Consider the following 24946-nt stretch of genomic DNA (forward strand, 5'->3'; position numbering starts at 1 on the left):
AATGGATCGCAACCGGCAACGGCGCTGAGGCCCGGGGCTCTGCCCCGGACCCCGCTCCTCAATCGCCGGAGGGGCTTGATGGGTACTGTGCGGAGCATGACCGCAACCCTCGAAATCGCCGACGGCGTAGGCACCATCACCCTGACCCGCCCCCCGATGAACGCCCTGGACATCACCACCCAGGACCGCATCAAGGAACTCGCAGAACAAGCCACGGCCCGCGACGACATCCGGGCCGTGGTCGTGCGCGGCAGCGAGAAGGTGTTCGCGGCCGGCGCCGACATCAAGGAGATGCAGGCCATGGACCACGCGGCCATGGTCGCCCGGTCCCGCGCTCTCCAGGACTCGTTCACGGCGGTGGCCCGCATCCCCAAGCCCGTGGTCGCCGCGATCACCGGCTACGCCCTGGGCGGCGGCTGCGAGTTGGCCCTGTGCGCCGACTACCGGATCGCGGGCGAGAACGCCAAGCTGGGCCAGCCCGAGATCCTGCTCGGCCTGATCCCGGGCGCGGGCGGCACCCAGCGCCTGGCCCGCCTGGTCGGCCCGTCCCGGGCCAAGGACCTGATCTTCACGGGCCGCCATGTGAGGGCCGACGAGGCGCTGCGGATCGGCCTCGTCGACCAGGTCGTCCCGGCGGACGAGGTGTTCACCGCCGCCCACGCCTGGGCCGCGAAGCTCGCGCAGGGCCCGGCGATCGCGCTGCGCGCCGCGAAGGAGTCCATCGACGCGGGTCTCGAGACGGATCTGGAGACGGGCCTCGCCCTCGAACGGAGCTGGTTCGCGGGCCTGTTCGCCACCGCCGACCGGGAGACCGGTATGCGCAGTTTCGTGGAGGAAGGTCCGGGCAAGGCGAAGTTCGCCTGACGGCCTGCGCGGACGGTGCGTCAACTCCCTTACAGGCAAGCAGAGTTGATCACGTCCCCCGTTGGGGCGCATTATCCCCGCCTTAAGGGAACCTTAAGCGATCTGCGCCGGTGACGATCAACGACCGCCCACGCACGGTAAGTCATCGCAGGTCAGTAGGGCTGTAACGGGCCTCCATCTGCCAGGAGCATATGCCAAAAGAGCCCTCCGGAATGAGGCGTTCCGGGGGGCTTATTCAGCCGGAACGGTCCCAAGAGCCCCGCTGTGCAGCCATCATGGTGGGCATGGCGGGGCTTGAGGGTGTCGAACAGCCGCGGAGGCACGGCGCTGCGACCGCGGCGCGCTGGTCTCCCGCGGTGGAGGACGAGCACGCGCTGCGGGCGCTGGAGCTGTTCGGAAATCCGACTGAGGCGGAGGTGCCGCTGCCGTCGCGTCCGGAATCGGCGGCGACCGCGCGGCGGCTCGCCCAGGTCGTCATCCTGCGGCACTGGGGCCTGTCCCCGAAGATGACCGAGGACGCGGTCCTGCTCGTCTCCGAACTCGTCGGCAACGCGGTGCGGCACACCGGAGCGCGCGTCTTCGGCCTGCGCATGCTGCGCCGTCGCGGCTGGATCCGGGTCGAGGTCCGCGACCCGTCCCGCGGTCTGCCCTGCCTCATGCCGGTCCATGAACTCGACGTCTCCGGACGCGGCCTCTTCCTCGTCGACAAGATCTCCGACCGCTGGGGCGTGGATCTGCTGCCGCGCGGCAAGACGACCTGGTTCGAGATGCGGGTCGCCGACCGCTGAGCCGCCCCGCCTCCGGATGTCCCGGAGACGCACGAAAGCCCCCGTTCTCGCCGTCGTGCGGCGCCGCGGGGGCTTTCGTGTGGTGCGCCGCGGACATGGGGGGTGAGTTCCGCGGCGGCTGTGGACGACCTGGCCCGGGTCAATGGGGGTCGATGTACCGATCATGGCAGATGACACCAGGAAGGACCAAATGAATCATTGGTGACGAGGGTCATCGACCTCGCAAATGAAGGAAATGTGCAGACGGTGTTCAGCAATCATTAAGGCCCCCGGGTCGGTAGGAGGCTTTCGCCCCGGATCGCCCTTAAATAAGGCGGGTGACTCAGGCAGAACCGATCCGACGCCGCTCGGCCCTGCGCGCGGGAGCCGGACTCACCGCCGCTCTCGCCGCCGGCTGCGCCCCAGCCGAGCAGGACGCCACCACCACCGCCCCGGCCCCGAAGCCCCACCGCACGGGCATCACGACCCGCGCCGCTCCCGGCCCCCGCCGCTTCCCCGGGCAGCCCGCCCAGATCGACCACGGCCCGCGCTCCGGCGATCAGGTCGCCCTCACCTTCCACGGGCAGGGCGACCCGGCCATCGCCCTCGCGCTCCTGAAGCAGGCGGAGCGGGCCCGCGCCCACCTCACCGTCCTCGCCGTCGGCACCTGGCTCGACCAACACCCCGAGCTGGCCCGGCGCATCGTCGACGGCGGCCACGACCTCGGCAACCACACCATGCACCACATCGGCATCAGCGAGCTGCCCGAGGCCGAGGCCCGCGCCGAGATCACCGGCTGCGCGGACCGCATCCGCCGGCTGACCGGCTCCATCGGCAGCTGGTTCCGGCCCTCGCGCACCAGGACCGCCACCCCGCTCGTCGCCCGCCTCGCCCGCGGCGCCGGCTACCCGCACGTCCTCAGCTACGACGTCGACTCCCTCGACTACACCTCGCCGGGACAGGAGGCCGTCGTCCAGAACGTCGTCTCGGCCGTGCGGCCCGGCTCGATCGTCAGCCTCCACTTCGGCTACCCGGACACGGTCAAGGCCCTGCCCTCCCTCCTCGAACACCTCGACCGCCGCGGCCTGTCCGCGGTCACCTGCACGGAGCTGCTCTCGTGAACCTCACCCGCCGTACCGGCCTCCTGCTGACCGCAGCCGTCCTCGCCGCGCTGACCGGCTGCGGCACCGAGACCACCGGGCACACCACCCAGGACGCGATCAAGCCGGTCAAGCCGGCCGTGCCACAGCGCCAGGCGGTGTACGGGCTGCCCGGCATGCCGCCCGTCCTCGACACCAAGGACGTCTACGCCGCCGACCGCCCGAACAAGCTGTCCCCGGTGGTCAAGGGCTTCCCCTCCCGGGTCTACGTCCCCAACACCGAGTCCGACACGGTCACCGTCATCGACCCGAAGACGTTCCGGGTGACCGAGACGATCAAGGTCGGCCGGCAGCCCCAGCACGTCGTCCCGTCCTGGGACCTGAAGACGCTCTGGGTCAACAACGACAAGGGCAACACCCTCACCCCGATCGATCCGAGAACCGGGAAGGCGGGCGCCCCGGTCGACGTCCACGACCCGTACAACCTCTACTTCACCCCCGACGGCAAGCACGCCGTCGTGATGGCCTCGCTCGACCGCGAACTGGTCTTCCGCGACCCGCACACCATGAAGATCCAGCACACCGAACCGGTCTCCTGCTACGGCGTCAACCACGCCGACTTCTCCCTCGACGGCCGCTACTTCATCGTGAGCTGCGAGTTCAGCGGCGAGCTGCTGAAGGTCGACACCGCGAAGATGAAGGTGGTCGCCCACCAGAAGCTCCCGTTCAACGGGGCGATGCCGCAGGACGTCAAGATCTCCCCGGACGGCAAGCGTTTCTACGTCGCCGACATGATGGCCAACGGCATGTGGGTGCTCGACGGCGACACCTTCACCACCCCGAAGCTGCTGCCCACCGGCAAGGGCACGCACGGCCTCTACGTCAGCCGCGACTCCAAGGAGATGTACATCTCCAACCGCGGCGAGGGCACCATCTCCGTCTTCGATTTCCCGCAGAACAAACTGACCAAGAAGTGGAAGCTCCCCCAGGGCGGCAGCCCCGACATGGGCGGCGTCTCGGCGGACGGCAACACCCTCTGGCTGTCCGGTCGCTACGACTCCGAGGTCTACGCGATCGACACCCGCACCGGCGTCCAGGTGGCCCGCATCCCGGTGGGCAACGGCCCCCACGGCCTCGCGGTCTACCCCCAACCGGGCCGCTACTCCTTGGGCCACACCGGAATCTTCCGCTGAGTAGCGCCCCGCCAGGGGCGCGAGGAACTGCGCGACCAGCCACGTACAAGCGGCACATGGCAGACGCGCCGGCAGCACCCCTCCGTGCCCGCTTGAGTCTCCACCCACTGGAGGGCCCAGACTCCCTGGCATGACCGACGACAGCCCCGAACTGCTCACGATCGGCCAGCTGGCCACCCGCACCGCCCTCACGGTCCGCACCATTCGCTACTGGTCCGACGAGGGCGTCCTGCACCCGGTGACCCGCAGCGACGGCGGCTACCGGCTCTACGACGCCGAGTCCGTGGCCCGCCTGGAGCTGATCCGCACCCTGCGCGAACTGGGCCTCGGCCTGGACGACGTACGCACCGTCCTGGCCGGGGAGCGGGACATCGCCTCGGTGGCCGCCGCCCACGTGACGGCCCTCGACGCGCAGATCCGGGTGCTGCGGCTGAACCGCGCGGTGCTGTCGACGGTCGCCAAGCGCAATTCGAGCGCCGAGGAGATGGCTCTGATGAACAGACTGGCACGGCAGTCCACCGCCGAACGCAAGCGGATCATGGACGAGTTCGCCGAGGAGATGCTGCACGGCCTGGACACCGTCGACCCCGCGATTCAGGAGCGGGTGCGCGGGATGAGCGAGGGACTCCCCGACGACCCGACACCCGAACAGGTCGACGCCTGGGTGGAACTGGTCGAGCTGTACCAGGACCCGGACTTCAAGGCGAGGATGCGCCGGGCCTACGCGTACAACGCGGCCGACCGCTCCCGCGAGGACGTCGCGGGCGCGTCCATGGAGTTCCTGGGCAGGCTGATCGGCGCGGCCGGTGCCGCCGTGCGCGACGGCGTCGCGCCGGACAGCCCCGAGGCGGACGCGGTCCTGCGCGAACTGCTCGGCGACGACGCCCACCGCCCGACGGTCCTCGACCGGCTGACGGCCTCGATGGACGACAAGGTCAACCGGTCCCGCGAACTGCTCTGCGTCGTCAAGGGCGGTCAGGCACCCTCCGCGTACCGCCCGGAGTTCGCGTGGGTGGTCGCCGCACTGCGCGCCCACCCGGCCGGTTAATCTGACCTCCGTCAATACGGCAGTACGAGCAGTACGTAAACGAGGGGTGGTCCCGGTGGCGAGCATCGAGGAAGCACGCAAGGCGTTCGACCGGTTCGACGCGGACGGCGACGGCTTCATCACGGCGGCCGAGTACAAGAGCGCCATGGCGCAGATGGGCGACTTCAACGTCACCGAGTCGGTGGCCGAGGTGCTCATCGCCCGGCAGGACACCAACGGTGACAAGGTGCTGTCCTTCGACGAGTTCTGGGCCAACCTGAACAAGGCCTGAGTGCTGAGAGACGAACCGCGTCCGCCGGGGGGGGACCGCACGGGTCCCGCCCCGGCGGACGCGTCGCTGCTCACCCTGCTCGGACTCGGACCCGAGGAGGACGCCGTCTACCGGCTCCTCGTCGACCGGCCGGACAGCGAACCGGACGACCTGGTCGGCCCGTTGACCCCGTACGAGGTGGCCCGCGCGCTCGACGTCCTGGTCGAGCGGGGCCTCGTCAGCGCCCGGCTCGGCGCCGCGGGAGCCGCCCCGCGCTATCGCTCCGCCTCCCCGATCCTCGCGCTCGGCCCGCTCCTCGAAGCCCGCCGCGGCGCCCTCCACCAGGTCGAGCACCTGGTCACCGAGCTGTCCGAACGGCATCGCGCCGCGCAGGTCCGGGCCTCCGGCGCCCCCGTCGAAGTACTCTCCGGAGCCGCCGCGATCCGGCGCAGGCTGCTCGCGATGGGCCGGGAGGCACAGACCGAGGTCTGCTCGCTGATGCCCACGCGCAGAGCGGCCGTGGCGCTCTCCGTCGAGGAGGGCATCGAGGAGGTCGAGCGCGAGTCCATCAGGCGGGGCGTCCTGCTGCGCTCGGTCATCGAGCGCGGCTGGTTCGACCGTCCCGACACCGCCGCCTCCGTCGCCCAGGTCGTGGCGCAGGGGCAGAGCGTCGCCGTCGCCGAGCGGGTCCCGATCAAGCTGGTCGTCGTGGACCGGCGCACGGCCCTGCTGCCGCTGGACCCCGAGCGCGACGAGACCGAGCCGATCGCGCTCGTCGTGCACCGCAGCGGCCTGCTCATCGCGCTCCAGTCCCTCTTCGACCAGTGCTACGCGCAGGCCACCCCGCTCCAGGTGGGCCGGGGGGAGGCGCCCCGTGCCGACGACCCCCTCGACGGACTCGACCGGAACATCCTCGCCCTGCTGCACGTCGGCCTGACCGACGCCGCCATCGCCCGCCAGCTGGGCCTCGGGCACCGCACCGTGCAGCGGCGGCTCCAGGCCCTGATGACCCGGGCGGACGCGGCGACCCGCTTCCAGCTCGGCTGGCACGCGGCGCGGGCCGGCTGGCTGGAGCAGGACGACTCCGGCTGAGGCGTGTTTACGCCAGGGCACGTATGCGCCACCGGTGATCCCTTGTAGCGGACACCTCGGGTGGCGAACCATCAACGCACCGATCGCGTGGGGCTCTTGGGCCCCACGTTTGTGTGTGATGGGGAGGACGTTGTGGCTAAGAGACCGATACGCCGGGTCGTGGCCGCGGGAGTGGTGGCCGCCGCCACCGGCTCCGCGCTGCTGACCGGGCCCGCCTGGGCCGCCGACGGGACGCCCGCGCCCGGGGCGGCCGCAGGCAGCCCGGTCCCGGTGGCGCCCGCCATGACCCAGGGCCTCGACAAGGCGGCCAGGAGCGGCACCCCCGCCCAGGCCGCCCGCGCCCACATCGCGGACCACGAGGACACCTACAAGGTGCCCGTGTCCGATCTGAAGACGGTCCGCACCACCCAGGACGGCGGCCAGACCACCGTCCGCTTCCGCCAGGAGCACGACGGCGTCCCGGTGTTCGGCGCCGAGTACGCCGTGCAGACCCAGAAGTCGGGCGACGACCGGCAGGTCACCTCCGCCACCGGCACCCTCTACACGGACCTCACGGTGTCCACGTCGCCCAAGGTCGACGAGGACACCGCGAAGCGACGGCTCTCCGTACTCGACGCCAACCTGCGGGGCGTGCAGGGCGCGAAGACCGCCTCCCACGGTCTGACCGTGCTGCCCGACGCCCAGGGCGGCCGCCTCGCCTGGCACTTCACCGTCACCGGCGCCAAGAAGGACGGCAGCCCGGTCCGCCAGGAGACGTACATCGACGCCCGCGTCGGCGGCCTCGCCCTCTCCTACAACAACGTCGACGCCGCCGACGCCTCGCCCGCGCAGGCCACCGGCGTCCGCGTCGACGGCAGCGAGGCGAAGCTGGAGGCCGACAAGGCGGCGGACGGCTCGTACACGCTGGTCGACTCGACGCGCGCCATGTACGCGACGGCCGGCGGCCAGATCCGTACCTACGACGCCCAGCGCAAGAGCTACCTCGACGTCCAGGGCGGCCCGGTCACCGACGACGTACCGCTGGTGAACTCGGCGACCGACCGCTTCGACGGCGCGAACACCTCGTCCGGCGCCGTCGACGCGCACGTCAACGCCGCCAAGGTCTACGAGTTCTACAAGGACGAGATCGGCCGTGACGGCATCGACGGCAAGGGCGGCACGATCACTTCCGTCGTCAACGTCGCCAGCAACGGCAAGGACTACGCCAACGCCTTCTGGGACGGCTCGAAGATGGTCTACGGCCACATGGACGGCGTACCGCTGTCCGTGGGCCTGGACGTCGTCGGCCACGAGATGACCCACGGCGTCACCGAACACAGCGCGGGCCTCGTCTACCTGAACCAGTCTGGCGCGCTCAACGAGGCGATATCCGACTACTTCGGCAACGCCATGGAGACCGCCGACAAGGGCATCGCCATGGACGACCCGACCTCCGGACTCATCGGCGAGTACCTCTGCAACGGCACCAAGCCGCTCGACGAGTGCGCGCTGCGCGACCTCAACGACGGCCGCAACGCCCAGAAGGACTACGAGCCGGTCCCGCTCGACATCGACAACGGCGGAGTGCACTACAACTCCACCATCGTCGGCGGCGCCCTGTGGGACCTGCGCAAGACGATCGACACGAAGCTCGCCGACCGGATCATCTACCGCGCCGCGCAGAACTACCTCACCCCGCTGTCCGGCTTCACCGAGATGCGCACCGCGGTGACGCTCGCGGCCAAGTCCCTGAAGGTCTCCAAGGGCGACCAGGCGAAGATCGCCGCCGCCTTCGACGCGCACGGCATCGAGAACGGCTGGGAGCAGAAGGGCGGCACCCACGACGGCACCACCATCGGCGCCGACGTCCTGCCCGCCTACGAGGTGTACAGCGGCATCGACGAGCAGGCCGCCCAGATCAGCGGTGACGTCTACGCCATCGGCCACGGCGACGCGGTCGCCTGGGACCGGGGCTCGGCCGCGTTCGGCATCACGGTGGGCCGGTTCAGCAAGCAGCACGGCAACTCCGAGCACGAACTCGCCCAGCGCGACGCCTACTTGATCGACCCCTCGCTCGACAAGAAGCGCATCGTCTTCACCCGGATCACCGCCGACGGCATCGGGATCTACGGCGCCGGCGACAAGGGCCAGGGCGCGATCAGGAAGATCGTCGACACCCCCGGCGCCGACGAGACCGAGCCGGTCACCGAGAACGGCGCTCTCGCCTACGTCTCCACCACCGCAGACGGCGAGCAGGACGTCATGCTGCGCAAGGCCGACGGCACGACGGTGAACGTGACGCCGGAGACCGGCACCCACGCCTCCCGCCTCGCCATGAAGAACGGCACGATCGCCTGGGCGGGCGGCGACGGCACCTGGCTCTACGTCTACGACATCGCCACCGGCACCACCCAGAGCAAGCGCATGGGCGGCTTCCTGTTCGGGCAGATCACCGACGTCCAGCTCACCTCGGACCGGGTCTTCTACCGCGGCACGCAGTCCTTCCTGATCTCCAGCGACTCCGTCGTGACGGCGCCGGTCGCCGACCTGACGCAGGCGAAGACCCTGAAGGACCCGTCGTCGACGTACCTCGGCCAGTTCTCGGTCACCGACGCGTACTTCGCGTACTCCTCGACGGACCTGTGGGGCGGCCTCGGTGCCTGGAGCGGCCCGTGGAAGGCGAAGGCGGCCCCGACCGCCGACGTCGTGAACGGCACCGCGGCCTTCAGCCGGATCTCCTGCTCCTCCGGCACCCAGCTGGCCCCGTCCCTCGGTGACGGCCAGCGCGTCGCCTGGCTGGACACCACGTCCGCCGCGACGGACGTGGTGACCCGCGAGACCTTCGCCGGTACCTGCGAGAACTAGCTCAACCGCGTTCCACAGCGGCCCGGTTCACCGCGGACAGCACCGCCTCCACGGAGGCGGCGAGCACCGAGGTGTGCCGGGCCGCACCCCATGCGCGTGCCTCGCCCACCCGGCAGCGTGCGAAGGCGACGGCCTCCCCGGTTGAGCCCCCGGCGAGCCCGTGCTGGGCGAAGGACTCGATGTCGACGTCGACGCCCGCGGCGCGCAGCGCGTCCCCGAACGCGGCCAGCGGACCGTTGCCCTTGCCCTCCCACTCCATCCGCTCGCCGTCGGCCTCGATCGTGCAGGTGAAGCGGTGCACCTCGGGCCCCTCCTGCCGGGCGGTCCAGTCGACGAGGACGACCGGTCCGCGGGCGTCCAGATAGACGTCCCGGAACAGCGCGTACAGCTCGTCCGGGCCCGCCTCGCGCCCGCTCGCGTCGGTCGCCTCCTGCACGGTCCGCGCGTACTCGGGCCGCATCTCGCGCGGCAGGTCGATGCCGTGGTGCTCTCTCAGCAGATACGCCATCCCGCCCTTGCCCGACTGGGAGTTGACGCGGATGACGGCCTCGTACGACCGCCCCAGATCGGCCGGGTCGATCGGCAGGTACGGGACCTCCCACGGCCCGTCCGGATGCGCGGCGCGGTGCGCGAAACCCTTGCTGATCGCGTCCTGGTGGGTGCCGGAGAACGCCGTGTGGACGAGGTCGCCGGCGTACGGGTGGCGGGGGTGCACGGGCAGCCGGTTGCAGTGCTCGACCGTCGCGCGCACCGCGTCGATGTCGGAGAGGTCGAGCTTCGGGTCGACGCCCTGCGTGTACAGGTTCAGGGCCAGGGTCACCAGGTCGACGTTGCCGGTGCGCTCGCCGTTGCCGAACAGACAGCCCTCGACCCGCTGCGCGCCCGCCAGCACGGCCAGTTCGGCGCAGGCGACGCCGGTGCCGCGGTCGTTGTGCGGGTGCACGGAGAGGATCACGGAGTCGCGCCGCTCCAGATGGCGGTGCATGTACTCGATCTGATCGGCGTAGACGTTCGGGGTCGCGATCTCGACCGTCGTCGGCAGATTGTGGGTGACCGGCCGGTCCGGGCTCGCGTCCCACAGCTCGGTCAGCCCGTTGCAGAGCTCCAGGGCGAAGTCCGGCTCGGTCAGGTTGAAGGTCTCCGGCGCGAACTGGAAACGGATGTGCGCGTCCCCGCGGGCGTCCGCGAGCCGGGCCATGTGCGTGGCGGCCTCCCGCACCAGGTCGAGGATCTCCGCGCGCGTCCTGCCCAGCACCACGTCGCGCCAGACCGGTGACGTCGCGATGTAGAGATGGACGACCGCGCGGGGCAGGCCCTCGACGGCCTCGAAGGTGCGCTCGATCAGGTCCGGCCTGGCGGGCGTGAAGACGACCGGGGTCACGTCGTCCGGGACGATGCCGCTCGTGACGAGGTGGCGTACGAAGTCGAAGTCCGTCCGGCTGGCCGACGGATAGCCGACCTCGATCTCCTTGAATCCCGTACGCACCATCAGCTCGAAGAAGCGCCGCTTGCGCGCACTGTCCATCGGCTCGGCCAGCGCCTGGTTGCCGTCGCGCAGATCGACGGGCACCCAGAGCGGCGCCTCGGTGATCCGCCGCTCCGGCCAGCTCCGGCCGCGCACCGGCACCTCGACGCGTTCGTGGTGGGGGCGGTAGCGGTGGAACGGCATGGGGGAGGGGGTCTGTGGATTCCAGCGGTACATCGGTGGGGTCCTTCTCGGCCGACGGTGACGACCGGCAGCACGGCACCCCGCGGCGGGGTGCCGGTCGCGTCAGGCCCCGCCGCGGCTGCCGAGAAGAAGGAGTCCGCGGGTCATGACCGGTAGACTAGCCACACCTCAGCTCCTCAGACAAGTACTCCTCAGACAAGTTCACTCAGTCAGGCAGGTGTCATCGGTGTCGTCCGTGGGTCCGCTCCGCCCCAGCCCCCTCGTCGAACAGGCCGCCGAGCGGCTGCGCGCCCAGATCGCCGACGGCACCTGGCCCGTCGGCACCCGGCTGCCCGGCGAGACCACCCTGGCCAAGGACCTCGGTGTCGGCCGCTCCACGGTCCGGGAGGCGCTGCGCGCGCTCGCCGGGGCCGGGATGGTGCGCCCGCGGCAGGGCGCCGGTGTCTTCGTGACGGCGACCCACCCGGCGGAGGACTTCCCGGCCCGGCTGCGCAGGGCGGCCGTCGCGGACGTGTACGAGGTGCGCACGCTCCTGGAGGTCCAGGCGGCGCGGCTCGCGGCCGGGCGGCGCACCGACGACGACATCGCCGCGATGCGGGCGGCGCTCGACGCGCGGCGGGCGGCCGTCGGCGGCCCCGGCGACGCCTTCATCGACGCCGACATCGCGCTGCACGCCACGGTCGTCGCCGCCGCCCACAACCCCGTACTGACCGATCTGTTCGCGGAGTTCGCCCCGGCCCTGCGGCAGGGCCTGATCGACCTGCTCGGACTCGTCGACGTGGCGGGGGCCGAGCGCGACCACGGCGACGCGGCGCACGCGGACCTGGTGGCGGCGGTCGCGGCGGGCGACGCGGAGACGGCGGGACGGGTGGCGCAGACCGAGCTGGAAGCCGTTCGGGGGAAGCTGGTGTCCTGAGGAATAGCCGCTCCGTCGCCCGGGTTCGCAATCGATGCACACGCATGAATCTCCGGAAGGACGAGACATGAAGATCGGCATCATCGGCGCGGGCAACATCGGCGGGAACGTCACCCGGCGTCTCACCGCCGTCGGCCACGACGTCCACGTAGCGAACTCGCGCGGCCCGCACACCCTCGGCGCCCTCGCCGAGGAGACCGGCGCCACCCCCGCGACCATCGAGGACGCGGTCCGCGGCGCCCAGGTCGTCGTGGTCACCATCCCGCTGAAGGCGGTCCCGAACCTGCCCGCCGGGCTCCTGGACACGGCCGCACCCGACGTCACCGTCATCGACACCGGCAACTACTACCCGCAGCAGCGCGACGGGAAGATCGCCGGGATCGAGGACGAGGGCCTGACCGAGAGCCGCTGGACCGAGCGCCAGATCGGCCACGAGGTCGTGAAGGTGTTCAACGGCACGTACGCGGCCGACATCGTCGACAAGGCCCGCCCCGCCGGCGCCCCGGACCGCATCGCCTTGCCGATCGCCGGCGACGACGCGAAGGCGAAGCAGGCGGTCACGGCCCTGCTGGACGAGATCGGCTTCGACACCGTCGACGCGGGCGGCCAGGACGAGTCGTGGCGCCAGCAGCCCGGCACCCCGGTCTACGGCCTCGCCGCCGACGCCGCGGCCGTCCGCAAGGCGCTGGACGCGGCGTCCCCGGAGCGCACGGCGGAGTGGCGCGCTTAAGGCGCGCCCGCACTCCCGTCAGGGCGTCGCCCAGTCGCGCAGCGTGCTCTCGCTCGTGAACGCGGCGACGTTCTTGTCGTGGGGGCTCGACGTGTACTGGTGGATCGTCCACTTCGCCTTGATGCGCGGCTTCCCGGCCGTCACGTAGTCGGCGATCCACAGACCGTCACCGGCGTACGACGTCGTGTCGACGTTGAGCCAAAAATCGCGGTTGCAGTACAGCAGGACCCGGTGGTTCGGCCGCAGTCTCTTCACCTCGCGGATGAAGTGGTCCTTGTCCGCGTTGCTCGCGCGGGTGCCGTCGCCGGTCGTCTCCCAGTCGACCGCGAGGAGGTCGCCGGCCTTTTCGGGGGCCTTGCCCACGAAGTACGCGGCCTGGGCGGCGATGTTCCCCGGCCACAGGAAGTGGTAGAAGCCCACGGTGCACTCGCCGTCGCGCGCCAGTTTCGTCTGGCTTGTCAGGCGCGGGTTGACGTAGCTGCGCCCTTCTGTGGCCTTTATGAAGACGAACGATTGGCCGTCCGTGTCGAAAGTGGACTGGTAGGAGCTGACGTCGATGCCGTGGAGCATGCGTGGGCCTCCGGTCGGTGGGGGCGACGAGGTTGAACTGTCATGGTCCCCGCATGCTCCCTGATCCGAACCTGCCTGCGGGCGGGTTTACGGGGAAGGCTCGGTCAGGAGGAGCCCGCGCAATCTTGGAACACGCTTTACGCGGGCGCATGCAACTAGGTCCACCGAAACCGAGGTCTGACACAGGGCCGGGCCCCGACTTCGGAGGGCGCGGATCGAGGAGAGTGGGGCAGGTCGTGGGACGGCGCAAGGGCAGCGGAATAGGGATCGCGCTCATGACGGTCGCGGTGCTCGTGGGCGCGAGTGCCTGTGGCGGGAGCGGCAGTGACCAGGCGGACGGGAGCGACGGGAAGGCGCCGGGGAAGCCGAGCGCGAGCGCCTCGCCGTCACCGACGAAGCCCAAGGGCCCGCCGATGCTGCTCGAGACGATAATGCCGCAGACCGGCGCCACGGTCGGCGTGGCCATGCCCGTCTCGGTGGTGTTCACCAACCCGGTCGCGGCCAAGGCCCGCGCGTCCGTGGAGAAGCACATGAAGGTCAGCGCCTCGCAGCCGGTGGAGGGCGCCTGGCACTGGTTCGGCGACAAGCGCGCCGACTGGCGCCCGAAGGACTACTGGCCCTCGGGGACGAAGGTGAAGGTCGTCGCCGACATGGAGGGCGTCAGCAACGGCAACGGGCGGTACGGCACGCACAGTTACACCCACACCTTCAAGGTCGGCGACGACGTCCGCGCCGACGTCTCCGTCACCGGCCACACCATGAAGGTCACGAAGAACGGGGCGACGGTACGCACCCTGTCCATCAACGCGGGCAGCGCCGAGTACCCGACCTGGAACGGCACGATGGCCGTCATCGACAAGCAGGAGAAGGTCCACATGACCTCCTGCAGCGTCGGCATCAGCTGCGACAAGGGCAACCCCAACTACTACGACCTGACGCTGCCCTGGGACGTGCATCTGACGCAGTCCGGTACGTACGTGCACTACTCGACCGGCGACCCGAACCCGGGCAGCGGCAGCGCCCGCGGCTCGCACGGCTGCGTCCACCTGTCCATGTCCGACGCCAAGTGGTTCTACGGCCAGGTCAAGCAGGGCGACCCCATCACCATCACCGGTTCACCGCGCGCCAAGGCCCCGGCCGACAACGGCTACGCGGCCTTCAACCTGAGCTGGGACCAGTGGCTCCAGGGCAGCGGGACCGGCGAGGGGACGACGGCGTCCCTGTGACCGCCGTCCCGGGTGCGCCCCTCGGGGCGACTCTCAGCACTCGATGATGTTGACGGCGAGGCCGCCCCTCGCCGTCTCCTTGTACTTCACCGACATGTCCGCACCGGTGTCCCGCATGGTCTTGATGACCTTGTCCAGGGACACCTTGTGCGAGCCGTCGCCGCGCATCGCCATCTTGGCCGCGGTGACCGCCTTCACGGCCGCCATGCCGTTGCGCTCGATGCACGGGATCTGGACCAGACCGCCGACCGGGTCGCAGGTCAGTCCGAGGTTGTGCTCCATGCCGATCTCCGCCGCGTTCTCCACCTGCTCCGGGGAGCCGCCGAGCACCTCGGCGAGCGCGCCCGCCGCCATCGAGCAGGCCGAGCCGACCTCGCCCTGGCAGCCGACCTCGGCGCCGGAGATCGAGGCGTTCTCCTTGAAGAGCATGCCGATCGCGCCGGCGGAGAGCAGGAAGCGGACCACGCCCTCCTCGTCGGCGCCGGGCACGAAGTTCATGTAGTAGTGCAGGACCGACGGGATGATGCCCGCCGCACCGTTGGTCGGAGCGGTGACGACGCGGCCGCCCGCCGCGTTCTCCTCGTTCACCGCCATCGCGTACAGGGTGATCCACTCCATGGCGTGGGCCAGCGGGTCACCCTCGGCGCGCAGCTTGCGGGCCGAACTCGCGGCCCGGCGGCGGACCTTGAGGCCGCCCGGCAGGATGCCCTCGCGGGCCATGCCGCGCGACACACAGGCCTGCATGACCCGCCAGATCTCCAGCAGGCCCGCGCGGATCTCGTCCTCGGTGCGCCAGGCCTTCTCGTTCTCCAGCATCAGCGCCGGGATGGACAGGCCGGTCTCGTGGGTGAGGCGGAGCAGTTCGTCACCGGTGCGGAAGGGGTACTTCAGGACCGTGTCGTCGGGCACGATCGGGTTATCGCCCGCGACGGCATCTTCATCGACGACGAAGCCGCCGCCCACCGAGTAGTACGTCTTGGTGAGCAGCTCGGTGCCGTCGGCGTCGAACGCCCACAGGCTCATGCCGTTCGCGTGGTACGGCAGGGCCTTGCGGCGGTGCAGGACCAGGTCGGCGTCGGCGTCGAAGCCGATCTCGTGCACGCCGAGGACGCTGAGCCGCCCGGACGTCCTGATCTCCTCGACACGCAGGTCGGCGTGCTCGACGTCGACGGTGCGCGGGGACTCGCCCTCCAGGCCGAGCAGCACCGCCTTCGGGGTGCCGTGCCCGTGGCCGGTCGCGCCCAGGGAGCCGTACAGCTCGGCGCGTATCGAGGCGGTGTGGGCCAGCAGGCCCTCGTTCTTCAGGCGCCGGGCGAACATCCGCGCCGCGCGCATGGGACCGACCGTGTGGGAGCTGGACGGGCCGATGCCGACCGAGAAGAGGTCGAAGACCGAGATGGCCACGGGGGACTCCAATGGTGGTGGCAGACGCCGTTGTCTGCCGGGACGGGCGGGGCAGGAAAGAGGTGGACGTGACTCGGGGCACCCCTGCTCACTTTCCAGTGTGCGGGGTGCCCCGAAAATTCGTACGTCTCAAAGCGTACGTAATTACTACAGGCCGGGGTACAGCGGGTGCTTCTCCGCGAGAGCGGTCACCCGGGCCTTCAGCGCGTCGGCGTCGTAGGACGGCTTGAGGGTCTCGGCGATGATGTCGGCGACCTCACGGAAGTCGTCGGCGTCGAAGCCGCGGGTGGCCAGCGCCGGCGTGCCGATGCGCAGGCCGGAGGTGGTCATCGGGGGACGCGGGTCGTTCGGGACCGCGTTGCGGTTGACCGTGATGCCGACCTCGTGGAGCCGGTCCTCGGCCTGCCGGCCGTCCAGCTCCGAGTCGCGCAGGTCGACCAGGACCAGGTGCACGTCGGTGCCGCCGGACGCCACGTTCACGCCGTGCGCGCGGGTGTCCTCGGAGGTCAGCCGCTCGGCGAGGATCTTGGCGCCCTCGATCGTGCGCTGCTGGCGCTCCTTGAAGCCCTCGCTCGCCGCGACCTTGAAGGAGACGGCCTTGGCCGCGATCACGTGCTCCAGGGGGCCGCCCTGGAAGCCCGGGAAGACCGCCGAGTTCAGCTTCTTCGCGAAGTCCTTGTTGCGGGCGAGGATGATGCCGCCGCGCGGGCCGCCGAGCGTCTTGTGCGTCGTGGACGTGACGACGTCGGCGTACGGCACGGGGTTGGGGTGCAGCCCCGCGGCCACCAGGCCCGCGAAGTGGGCCATGTCGACCCACAGGTACGCCTCGACCTCGTCGGCGATGCGGCGGAACTCGGCGAAGTCCAGCTGGCGCGGGTACGCCGACCAGCCCGCGATGATGACCTTGGGGCGGTGCTCCTTGGCCAGGCGCTCCACCTCGGCCATGTCGACCAGGCCGGCCTCGTCCACGTGGTACGCGACCACGTCGAACTGCTTGCCGGAGAAGTTCAGGCGCATGCCGTGGGTGAGGTGGCCGCCGTGCGCCAGGTCCAGGCCGAGGATCGTGTCGCCGGGCTGGGCGATGGCGAACAGGGCGGCCTGGTTCGCGGAGGCGCCCGAGTGCGGCTGCACGTTGGCGTACTCGGCGCCGAACAGCTCCTTCACGCGGTCGATCGCGATCTGCTCGGTGACGTCGACGTGCTCGCAGCCGCCGTAGTAGCGGCGGCCGGGGTAGCCCTCCGCGTACTTGTTGGTGAGGACCGAGCCCTGGGCCTCCATGACGGCGACCGGGGCGAAGTTCTCCGACGCGATCATTTCCAGGGTCGACTGCTGCCGCTTCAGCTCGGCGTCGACGGCCTGGGCCACCTCGGGGTCGAGAGCGTGCAGCGACTCGTTCAGTACGGACTTGTCGGTCTTCTCGGACATAAAGGTGTCAGCTCCCGGAGAACTCGGTGTACTCGTCGGCGGAGAGCAGGTCCTTCGGCTCCTCCGCGATACGGACCTTGAACAGCCAGCCGCCCTCGAAGGGGGCCGAGTTGACGAGGGCCGGGTCGTCGACGACGTCCTGGTTGGCCTCGACGACCTCGCCGGTCACGGGGGAGTACAGGTCGGAGACCGACTTGGTGGACTCCAGCTCACCGCAGGTCTCGCCCGCCGTGATGGTGTCGCCGACCTCGGGAAGCTGGACGAACACGATGTCACCGAGCGCGTTGGCCGCGTGCTCCGTGATGCCGACCGTCGCCACGCCGTCCTCGACGGCCGACAGCCACTCGTGCTCCTTGCTGTAACGCAGGTGCTGGGGGTTGCTCATGATGCGAATTCTCCTGTACGGGGGAAGGTGCTGATGACGGAGGGGGACGGCGTCGCTGGTACGAGCGTCACTTCTGGCGCTTGTAGAACGGCAGAGCCACGACCTCGTACGGCTCGTGGGTGCCGCGGATGTCGACCCCGACGCCGGCCGTGCCGGGCTCGGCGTGCCCGGCGTCCACGTACGCGATCGCGAGCGGCTTGCCCAGGGTGGGGGAGGGGGCGCCGGAGGTGACCTCGCCGATCACCTTGCCGTCGGCGACGACGGCCATCCCGGCGCGCGGCACCCGGCGGCCCTCGGCGATCAGGCCGACGAGCCTGCGCGGCGGGGCGGTCTCGGCGCGCTCGGCTGCGGCGACGAGCGCGTCGTGCCCGACGAAGTCCTCGCCGTGGGACGTCTTGTCGAACTTCACGACGCGGCCCAGACCGGCGTCGAACGGGCTCAGCTCCGTGGTCAGCTCGTGCCCGTACAGCGGCATGCCCGCCTCCAGGCGCAGCGTGTCCCGGCAGGACAGGCCGCACGGGACGAGGCCGTACGCGGCGCCCGCCTCGGTCAGCGCCTGCCACAGCTTCTCCGCGTCGGCCGGGGCGACGAACAGCTCGAAGCCGTCCTCGCCGGTGTAGCCGGTGCGCGCGATGAGCGCCTCGACGCCCGCGACGGTGCCGGGCAGACCGGCGTAGTACTTCAGGCCGTCCAGGTCGGCGTCCGTGACGGACTTCACGATGGCGGGGGAGTGCGGGCCCTGCACGGCGATCAGCGCGTACGCCTCCCGGTCGTCGCGGACCTCGGCGTCGAAGCCCTCGGCGCGCTCGGTCAGCGCGTCGAGGACGACCTGCGCGTTGCCCGCGTTGGCGACGACCATGTACTCCGTCTCCGCCAGCCGGTAGACGATCAGGTCGTCGAGGATGCCGCCGTCCGCGCGGCAGATCATCGTGTAGCGGGCGCGGCCGACGCCGACGGAGCCGATGTTGCCGACCAGCGCGAAGTTGAGCAGGTCCACGGCCCCGGCGCCGGAAACGGTGATCTCGCCCATGTGGGACAGGTCGAAGAGCCCGGCCTTCGTGCGCACGGCGGTGTGCTCGTCACGCTCGCTGCCGTAGCGCAGCGGCATGTCCCAGCCGGCGAAGTCGGTCATCGTGGCACCGAGGGAACGGTGCACGGCATCAAGTGCGGTCAGGCGGGAAGGCGTAGGGCTCATTGCTGGTGCTCCAGGGCATGACGGCGATGGCGAAGTGTCCTCCCCATCTGTCATCGGAACCTGAGAGGTTCGCCCCGAGGGGCTTGCACCTTGGGTGGAGCCGCCGTACGAGACGGGCGGCCCGCTTTTCAGATGTGCCTCGCCCGCGCGGTTCGGGGCCTGAGAGATTCAAGGGAGGGACTTGCTCCTTCGGCGTCCGGGCAGCGTGTGCCTGGAACTCTCCCGCGCGGATTCAAGCGGCCGGTATGCAGTTGGCGCGCACATCATTGCATGCCCGGGGAACGGGAAAACAGATCGGAGGGCATTACCTACTCTTTACACTTGGCGGGCAGGAAGTGGCGTGACCGGAACGGGGAGGACGATCACGGTGCACAAAGAGCTTGCGGGGGCGTACGCGACCACGGCGCCGGCGGTGGCGGGGGTACGGATTCCCCGGCAGCGCTCGGTGCGGGACCTGCGGGGGCGCGGCGGCCGCACCCCGCACCGGATCGGCTTCGCGGCGGGTGACCTGGTCGTGCTGTCGGGGCTGCCGGGCAGCGGCAAGTCCACGCTGATGCGGCGCGTGGTCACCGTGGTGCGGATCGACTCCCAGGACACCCGGGAGCGCTGGGCCGCGCGGATGCCGCGCCGACTGCCGTACGCGCTCTACCGGCCGCTGGTCCGCCTCGCGCACTACGCGGGCCTGCGCCGGGCGATCCGCTCCGGCGCCAGCGTCGTCGTGCACGACTGCGGCACCCAGGCCTGGGTGCGCCACTGGGTGACGCGGATGGCCGGGCGGCGCGGCGCGGCCGTCCATCTGATCCTGCTCGACGTGCCGGCGGACCTGGCCCTGGAAGGCATGCGCGACCGCGGCCGCGGCGTCTCGCGGTACGCCTTCGCCCGGCACCGCAGGGCGGTCACCGCGCTCGTCACGTCGACGGAGGCCGGTGATCTGCCGGCCGGCATCGAGTCGGCGGTGCTGCTCGACCGCGCGGCGTCCGACGCACTCGGCGGAATCACGTTCCTGGAGAGCTGAGCCCGCGAGGAGCGCCTTCGGCGCTGCCGCCGAACGGGTTATCGTCGGCCCGGACGACAGGCGCCGCGCGCGGTACAGCGGCAGAGCAGAGGTTGAAGGCAGCTATGGAGACGCCGGGCATCCCGGAGCAGGGGCACGAGCACTACGCGCAGGGTGAGGGCGGCGCACACGCCCACCCCCAGCCGCAGCACAGCTGGCCGGCCAACGAGCTGGAGGAGGTCCTCTCCGCGGCGCTCGGCCGCCCCGAGGCCGGCGGCCGCATCGTCGAGGTCCTCGGCCGCAGCCACCTGTGGATCCCGCTGCCCAAGGGCGGCGGTCCGGCCAGCCGCGACCTCGACCTGCCCACGATGGAGATCCAGGGCCAGGCGTACGTCCCGGTCTTCAGCTCCGAGCACGAGTTCATGCAGGTCACCGGCGGCCGGATGGACTGCACGGTGGCCCCGGCCGTGGAGTTCGCGCGCGGACTGCCACCGCAGGTCGGCCTCGCCGTGAATCCGGACGGCACGATAGGCGTCCCGCTCCCGCCCCCGGCCGTCGCCCAGCTGGCCCGCGGCGGCCGCACCCCGCTGGACGGACCGGCGAGCGGCGGCCGGGTCGTGCTGTCCGAGCCGGACTGGCAGGACGATCCGGTCGACTTCCTGACGGCGGTGCGCGAGGAGTTCGACGCGGCCGGCATCGTCCGCACGGCCCGCCGCTGTCTCGCGGTCGTCGAGGACGGCGCCCCGTCGCTGTTCATCGGCGTGGAGCTGACGGAGCATGAGGCGGCGGCGGGTCCGGCGCGGGACGTGTCCCTGGACGCGCTCGGCCGCGCGCTGGGCCGGACGCCGGTCGCCTGGCCGGTGAATCTCGTCTTCCTCGACGTCACCCAGGACCCGGTCGCCGACTGGCTGCGGGGCCAAGTTCGTCCGTTCTATGCACGAGAGGTATGACACCGTCCGTCAAGTCGGTGTCAGTAACGCCGCTTAAGCTGGTTTCATGACCTGACCGGGCGGTGTCACACCCACCGGTGAGGGGCCGATCGGGCGGATCGGCGAATCACAGACTGGCAGAAGTTCACGAAGGGGCGGTTACGGGTGAGTGCGTCGGGCACGGCCGCGGCCGGACAGGTCGAGCACATGCTGCGCCAGGTGACTCCCGGGCGCTACGACGCGTACGAGGCGCTGCTCAAGGCGCTCGCCGACCCCGCGGCGGGCCAGGTCTGGATGCTGCTCTGGCACGGCCAGGCCGGCTCCCCCGACGCCCAGTACGGGAACATGGAGGTCGACGGGTTCGGTTACGCCCCCTGCGTCACCTCCGCCCAGGAGCTCTCCGCCTCCGGCTGGTCGCGTGCGTACGAGGTGGTCGGCGGTGTCGACGCGGCCCGCACCCTCTACCCCGACCACTACGGCCTCTGGCTCAATCCGCACGCGCCGGGCGGCGGCGTCGGCATCCCCTGGCTCGACCTGCGCCGGATCGCGGGCGGCCTCGACCGCCAGCCGGCCGGTCCGCTGCGGCTGTCCGAGCCGACGATCGACCTCCCGCAGTTCTACGCCGTCCTCGCGCAGAACGCGCACCGCACCACCGCCGTGCGCGCCCTGCGCCGCGCCTGGGTGCAGCCCGCGCTCGGCGCTCCGTACCTCGCCATCGGCCTCGATGTGTACGACACGTCGCCCGCGTCGGTGGACTCGGTGCGCGCGATGATGCAGCAGTCCATCACGGCCGTGCCGGACGGTCTGCCGGTGTCCACGGTCGCGATGTCCGACGAGTACGACCCGGTGGCGATGTGGCTGCGGGCGAACGCCCGGGCGTTCTACGACCGCGAGGCGCACGCCGCTCCTGCCGGGCAGGCCGGTGGGGGCTACGGCTACCCGCCGCCGTACGGCGCGTCGTACTGACCGCTTTGTCCTCAAACGCCGGACGGGCTTGACCACCCGGCCCGAACCTCAAGTCCTCCTCAACTCCGCGTGTGCAGCGGTCATTTCGGGAAGGGACGGGTTGGGGGTAGAGAAGCAGGCTTGTGGCCCCAATGTCCACTATGCCGCCCCTTCGGCCCCAACTGCCCACTGTCCGCCCGTCGTTGACCGCCGTCCGGATAACGGAACCCCCCAGACAGCATCACGTTTAGGCATCCTTTCCCCGTCAAGTCTGGCAACAGATCGCACACAGGTTGAAGACTCCCGCTCCAAGGGGTTCGGCCTTGTGTACGAGCCCTCCGAGTACGACGGACTGAATCACGCCGCCACCAGCGGCAAGTGCGGGCCGGTCACCGCCGGTTGAGAGGGGTCCCTGCCACGATGACGGCACCATTGCACGACACGACCGCGGAGGCGGAGCCGACCGCGTCGGTCGACGCTGCCGCGAGCCAGTCAGGCGGCAAGGTCGAAGGACGGTCGCTGAAGCAGATCGCCTGGAACCGCCTCAAGCGGGACAAGGTCGCCCTGGCCGGTGGCATCGTTGTCGTCCTTTTGATCCTGGTGGCGGTCTTCGCTCCGCTGATCGTGGGCCTGCTCGGCCACCCGCCGAACGACTTCCACCAGGACAAGCTCGACCCGCTGACGAACCTGCCCACCGGTTCGCTGGGCGGCGTCAGCGGCGACTACCTGTTCGGCGTCGAGCCCAACAAGGGCCGGGACGTCTTCAGCCGCGTCGTCTACGGCGCCCGGATCTCGCTGCTCGTCGCGTTCCTCGCGGCCATCGTCGCCGTCGTGCTCGGCACGGTCTTCGGCGTGATCGCGGGCTACTTCGGCGGCTGGATCGACTCGATCATCAGCCGGGTCATGGACGTGCTGCTCGCCTTCCCCCAGCTGCTCTTCATCATCTCGCTGGTCTCGGTGCTCCCCGACGACATGCTCGGGCTGACCGGAACCGGTGTCCGCGTCGCCATCCTCGTGCTGGTCATCGGCTTCTTCGGCTGGCCCTACGTCGGCCGGATCGTCCGGGGCCAGACCCTCTCGCTGCGCGAACGGGAGTACGTCGAGGCGGCCCGCTCGCTGGGCGGCGGCAGCCGGCACATCCTGCTGCGCGAACTGCTGCCCAACCTGGTGGCCCCGATCGTCGTCTACATGACGCTGATGATCCCCACCAACATCCTCACCGAGGCCGCCCTGAGCTTCCTCGGCGCGGGTGTCCGCCCGCCGACCGCCTCCTGGGGCGGCATGCTCCGCGACGCGCTCGCGACGTACGAGCACGACCCGATGTTCATGGTCTTCCCCGGCGTGACGATCTTCATCACCGTCCTCGCGTTCAACCTCTTCGGGGACGGGCTGCGTGACGCACTCGACCCCAAGGGCACCCGCTAGGTCCCCAACAGCCCTCTTTTACAAGGCCCCTGTCGCATCGTCAGGCGGCGCACCCCACTGGTTCCCCGGCGACTTGCCCGGACCGCGATCTCGGAGGATACGAGAAAATGCCCACAGGTATTCCCAAGCGACGGCTCGCCGCGTGCGCGGCCCTCGTCGTCGGGGCGCTGGCGGCCACTACGGCGTGCGGTGGCGGCGACGGCGACAGCAAGGACGACGCCAAGGCTCCCGGCTTCAACGCCGCGCTGAACAAGGTCGTCAACGCGTCCGCCAAGAAGGGCGGGACGCTGAAGTTCGTCGGCAAGCAGGACTTCGACTCCCTCGACCCGCAGCGCTCGTACTACGGCATGACCTGGGACTTCATGCGGTACTACACCCGCACCCTGGTCACGTACGACACCAAGCCGGGCAACGGCTCCAACAAGCTGGTCGGCGACCTCGCCACCGGCCCCGGTGAGGTCTCTTCCGACGGCAAGACCTACACGTACAAGCTGCGTGACGGTCTGACCTGGGAGGACGGCTCCAAGCTGACCTCCAAGGACGTCAAGTACGGCATCGAGCGCATCTGGGCCACCGACGTCATCACCGGCGGCCCCGGCTACCTGCGCTCCACCCTCGACCCCAAGGGCGAGTACAAGGGCCCGTACAAGGACAAGTCGAAGGACAAGCTGGGCCTGAAGGCGATCGAGACGCCGGACGACCAGACCATCGTCTTCCACCTGCCCAAGGCCAACGGCGACTTCGAGCAGATGCTCGCCATGCCGACCGGCGCCCCGGTGCCGCAGGCCAAGGACACCAAGGAGAAGTACACCCAGAAGCCGGTGTCCTCGGGCCCGTACAAGGTCGCGAGCTACAAGGCGGGCAAGAGCCTGACGCTGGTGCGCAACACGGCCTGGAAGAAGTCGTCCGACCCGCTGCGCCCGGCCCTGCCCAACAGGATCACGGTCACCATCTCCTCGAACCTCGAGGAGAACGACAAGCGCCTGATGGCCGGCGACTACGACGTCGACGTCAACGGCACCGGCATGACGCAGTCCGGCCGCGTCTCGGCGGTCCAGGACCACCGCGGCAACGTCGACAACGTCCAGACCTCCTTCGTGCGCTACGTGGCCCTGGTTACCGCCACCAAGCCGCTGGACAACGTCGAGTGCCGCAAGGCCGTCTTCTACGGCACCGACTTCGCGAGCATCCAACAGTCGCGCGGCGGCAAGGTGGCCGGTGGCGAGATCGCCAACTCCACCTTCCCGACGTCCATCCCGGGCTACAGCGACTACGACCCGTACGGCATCCTGTCCCGCAAGGGCAAGCCGGACGTGGCCAAGGCCAAGGACGCGCTGAAGGCGTGCGGCAAGCCGAGCGGCTTCTCCACCAAGATCTCCGCCCGCAGCAACAACCCGGGTGAGGTCGACGCGGCCGAGGCGCTCCAGGCGTCCCTCGCCAAGGTCGGCATCAAGCTGACGATCGACTCGATCGACGGCGCCCAGGCCTCCTCGATCACCGGCTCGCCGAAGGTCGTCAAGTCCCGTGGCTACGGCATGACGATGAGCGGCTGGGGCCCCGACTTCAACTCCGGCCAGGGATACGCGCAGCCGCTGTTCGACAGCCGCTTCATCTTCCCGACCGGTAACTACAACGAGTCGCAGATCAAGGACAAGAAGGTCGACAAGTTCTTCGACGACGCCATCGGCACCACCGACCCGGCGAAGGCGAAGCAGATCTACACCGACCTCGACCACCGCATCCTGGACGAGGCGTACTGGATGCCGTTCATCTACGAGAAGAACATCTCGTGGCGCAGCACCCGCCTGACCAACGTGTACTCGTCCGCGGCCTACAGCGGTCGCTACGACTACGTGATGCTCGGCGTCAACAAGTAGTCGTAGTCCTTCCGGTCGATGAGCTGATCCCGCTCATGCCGTCGAAACCCGCCAGTCCGAAGGGCAGGTGATGGCCTCGGGGGGGGGGGGGGGGGGAA

At 70.3% G+C, this 24946-nt stretch carries 22 protein-coding genes and 1 riboswitch; of the genes, 16 read left to right on the forward strand and 6 right to left on the reverse strand.

Annotated elements, in window-relative coordinates:
* The first annotated feature begins 96 nt into the window (after positions 1-96).
* The 8 genes from ACFVDP_RS29035 to ACFVDP_RS29070 all read left to right on the forward strand — a co-directional run bounded on the left by ACFVDP_RS29035 (position 97) and on the right by ACFVDP_RS29070 (position 9158).
* Entirely contained in the window at positions 97-864 is a 768-nt protein-coding gene (locus tag ACFVDP_RS29035; protein WP_383495846.1) for an enoyl-CoA hydratase/isomerase family protein, read from the forward strand.
* Positions 865-1148: 284 nt separating this feature from the next.
* Entirely contained in the window at positions 1149-1652 is a 504-nt protein-coding gene (locus ACFVDP_RS29040; protein ID WP_383495849.1) for an ATP-binding protein, read from the forward strand.
* Positions 1653-1960: 308 nt separating this feature from the next.
* Positions 1961-2752: a polysaccharide deacetylase family protein gene (locus tag ACFVDP_RS29045; RefSeq protein WP_383496195.1), complete on the forward strand. Its 792-nt coding sequence runs from the start codon at positions 1961-1963 to the stop codon at positions 2750-2752.
* Positions 2749-3924, forward strand: a complete 1176-nt coding sequence (locus tag ACFVDP_RS29050) for a YncE family protein (protein WP_383495852.1) — start codon at positions 2749-2751, stop codon at positions 3922-3924. The genes ACFVDP_RS29045 and ACFVDP_RS29050 overlap by 4 nt, the downstream gene beginning before the upstream one ends.
* 130 nt (positions 3925-4054) lie before the next feature.
* Positions 4055-4972, forward strand: a complete 918-nt coding sequence (locus ACFVDP_RS29055) for a MerR family transcriptional regulator (protein ID WP_383495854.1) — start codon at positions 4055-4057, stop codon at positions 4970-4972.
* Positions 4973-5027: 55 nt separating this feature from the next.
* Entirely contained in the window at positions 5028-5243 is a 216-nt protein-coding gene (locus ACFVDP_RS29060; RefSeq protein ID WP_353944833.1) for an EF-hand domain-containing protein, read from the forward strand.
* On the forward strand, positions 5244-6314 hold the full coding sequence (locus ACFVDP_RS29065; protein WP_383495857.1) for a helix-turn-helix transcriptional regulator: 1071 nt from the start codon (positions 5244-5246) through the stop codon (positions 6312-6314).
* Between the two features lie 132 nt (positions 6315-6446).
* Complete coding sequence (locus tag ACFVDP_RS29070; protein WP_383495860.1) at positions 6447-9158, forward strand: M4 family metallopeptidase; 2712 nt, start codon at positions 6447-6449, stop codon at positions 9156-9158.
* Position 9159: 1 nt separating this feature from the next.
* Here ACFVDP_RS29070 and leuA read toward each other — a convergent pair whose 3' ends face one another.
* Complete coding sequence (leuA, locus tag ACFVDP_RS29075) at positions 9160-10860, reverse strand: 2-isopropylmalate synthase (RefSeq protein WP_383495863.1); 1701 nt, start codon at positions 10858-10860, stop codon at positions 9160-9162.
* Positions 10861-11053: 193 nt separating this feature from the next.
* Here leuA and ACFVDP_RS29080 point away from each other — a divergent pair, with 193 nt between their 5' ends.
* Positions 11054-11743, forward strand: coding sequence for a FadR/GntR family transcriptional regulator (locus ACFVDP_RS29080; RefSeq protein ID WP_383495866.1), 690 nt, complete (start codon positions 11054-11056; stop codon positions 11741-11743).
* Between the two features lie 34 nt (positions 11744-11777).
* On the forward strand, positions 11778-12473 hold the full coding sequence (locus ACFVDP_RS29085; RefSeq protein ID WP_383495869.1) for an NADPH-dependent F420 reductase: 696 nt from the start codon (positions 11778-11780) through the stop codon (positions 12471-12473).
* Positions 12474-12491: 18 nt separating this feature from the next.
* Here ACFVDP_RS29085 and ACFVDP_RS29090 read toward each other — a convergent pair whose 3' ends face one another.
* A complete protein-coding gene (locus tag ACFVDP_RS29090; RefSeq protein ID WP_383495872.1) occupies positions 12492-13043 on the reverse strand; it encodes a glycoside hydrolase family 25 protein in 552 nt (183 codons plus the stop codon).
* A 236-nt stretch (positions 13044-13279) separates the two neighbouring features.
* On the opposite strand from ACFVDP_RS29090, the gene ACFVDP_RS29095 reads away from it, so the two are divergent.
* On the forward strand, positions 13280-14269 hold the full coding sequence (locus ACFVDP_RS29095; RefSeq protein WP_383495875.1) for an Ig-like domain-containing protein: 990 nt from the start codon (positions 13280-13282) through the stop codon (positions 14267-14269).
* Between the two features lie 33 nt (positions 14270-14302).
* Here ACFVDP_RS29095 and ACFVDP_RS29100 read toward each other — a convergent pair whose 3' ends face one another.
* The 4 genes from ACFVDP_RS29100 to gcvT all read right to left on the reverse strand — a co-directional run bounded on the left by ACFVDP_RS29100 (position 14303) and on the right by gcvT (position 18678).
* Positions 14303-15673 (reverse strand): L-serine ammonia-lyase, encoded by a 1371-nt coding sequence (locus ACFVDP_RS29100; RefSeq protein ID WP_383495878.1) that lies wholly within the window; start codon positions 15671-15673, stop codon positions 14303-14305.
* Positions 15674-15820: 147 nt separating this feature from the next.
* Positions 15821-17098, reverse strand: coding sequence for a serine hydroxymethyltransferase (gene glyA / locus ACFVDP_RS29105; RefSeq protein WP_383495880.1), 1278 nt, complete (start codon positions 17096-17098; stop codon positions 15821-15823).
* 7 nt (positions 17099-17105) lie between these two features.
* The gene (gene gcvH, locus ACFVDP_RS29110) at positions 17106-17483 is read right to left on the reverse strand and encodes a glycine cleavage system protein GcvH (RefSeq protein ID WP_383495883.1); all 378 of its coding nucleotides are present in this window, start codon (positions 17481-17483) and stop codon (positions 17106-17108) included.
* 67 nt (positions 17484-17550) lie between these two features.
* Complete coding sequence (gene gcvT, locus ACFVDP_RS29115; RefSeq protein WP_383495886.1) at positions 17551-18678, reverse strand: glycine cleavage system aminomethyltransferase GcvT; 1128 nt, start codon at positions 18676-18678, stop codon at positions 17551-17553.
* A gap of 138 nt (positions 18679-18816) precedes the next feature.
* Positions 18817-18913: riboswitch (glycine riboswitch) on the reverse strand.
* Positions 18914-19018: 105 nt separating this feature from the next.
* On the opposite strand from gcvT, the gene ACFVDP_RS29120 reads away from it, so the two are divergent.
* From ACFVDP_RS29120 to ACFVDP_RS29140, 5 genes are all read left to right on the forward strand, one after another.
* Entirely contained in the window at positions 19019-19693 is a 675-nt protein-coding gene (locus tag ACFVDP_RS29120) for an AAA family ATPase (RefSeq protein ID WP_383495888.1), read from the forward strand.
* A 104-nt stretch (positions 19694-19797) separates the two neighbouring features.
* A complete protein-coding gene (locus ACFVDP_RS29125; protein WP_383495891.1) occupies positions 19798-20622 on the forward strand; it encodes an enhanced serine sensitivity protein SseB in 825 nt (274 codons plus the stop codon).
* Positions 20623-20766: 144 nt separating this feature from the next.
* Positions 20767-21567, forward strand: a complete 801-nt coding sequence (locus tag ACFVDP_RS29130) for an enhanced serine sensitivity protein SseB C-terminal domain-containing protein (protein WP_383495894.1) — start codon at positions 20767-20769, stop codon at positions 21565-21567.
* A gap of 399 nt (positions 21568-21966) precedes the next feature.
* Positions 21967-22971 (forward strand): ABC transporter permease, encoded by a 1005-nt coding sequence (locus ACFVDP_RS29135; protein WP_383495896.1) that lies wholly within the window; start codon positions 21967-21969, stop codon positions 22969-22971.
* Positions 22972-23078: 107 nt separating this feature from the next.
* Complete coding sequence (locus ACFVDP_RS29140) at positions 23079-24848, forward strand: ABC transporter substrate-binding protein (RefSeq protein WP_383495899.1); 1770 nt, start codon at positions 23079-23081, stop codon at positions 24846-24848.
* Positions 24849-24946: the final 98 nt, after the last annotated feature.

This window comes from Streptomyces sp. NPDC057694 (assembly GCF_042799415.1).
GTDB lineage: Bacteria > Actinomycetota > Actinomycetes > Streptomycetales > Streptomycetaceae > Streptomyces.

Coding starts and splice junctions, on each gene's coding strand:
- gcvH (WP_383495883.1), bottom strand. CDS start 17,483: ATGAGCAACCCCCAGCACCTGCGTTACAGCAAGGAGCACGAGTGGCTG.
- leuA (WP_383495863.1), bottom strand. CDS start 10,860: ATGTACCGCTGGAATCCACAGACCCCCTCCCCCATGCCGTTCCACCGC.
- ACFVDP_RS29140 (WP_383495899.1), top strand. CDS start 23,079: ATGCCCACAGGTATTCCCAAGCGACGGCTCGCCGCGTGCGCGGCCCTC.
- ACFVDP_RS29135 (WP_383495896.1), top strand. CDS start 21,967: ATGACGGCACCATTGCACGACACGACCGCGGAGGCGGAGCCGACCGCG.
- ACFVDP_RS29090 (WP_383495872.1), bottom strand. CDS start 13,043: ATGCTCCACGGCATCGACGTCAGCTCCTACCAGTCCACTTTCGACACG.
- ACFVDP_RS29035 (WP_383495846.1), top strand. CDS start 97: ATGACCGCAACCCTCGAAATCGCCGACGGCGTAGGCACCATCACCCTG.
- ACFVDP_RS29040 (WP_383495849.1), top strand. CDS start 1,149: ATGGCGGGGCTTGAGGGTGTCGAACAGCCGCGGAGGCACGGCGCTGCG.
- ACFVDP_RS29055 (WP_383495854.1), top strand. CDS start 4,055: ATGACCGACGACAGCCCCGAACTGCTCACGATCGGCCAGCTGGCCACC.
- ACFVDP_RS29085 (WP_383495869.1), top strand. CDS start 11,778: ATGCACACGCATGAATCTCCGGAAGGACGAGACATGAAGATCGGCATC.
- glyA (WP_383495880.1), bottom strand. CDS start 17,098: ATGTCCGAGAAGACCGACAAGTCCGTACTGAACGAGTCGCTGCACGCT.
- ACFVDP_RS29125 (WP_383495891.1), top strand. CDS start 19,798: ATGGAGACGCCGGGCATCCCGGAGCAGGGGCACGAGCACTACGCGCAG.
- gcvT (WP_383495886.1), bottom strand. CDS start 18,678: ATGAGCCCTACGCCTTCCCGCCTGACCGCACTTGATGCCGTGCACCGT.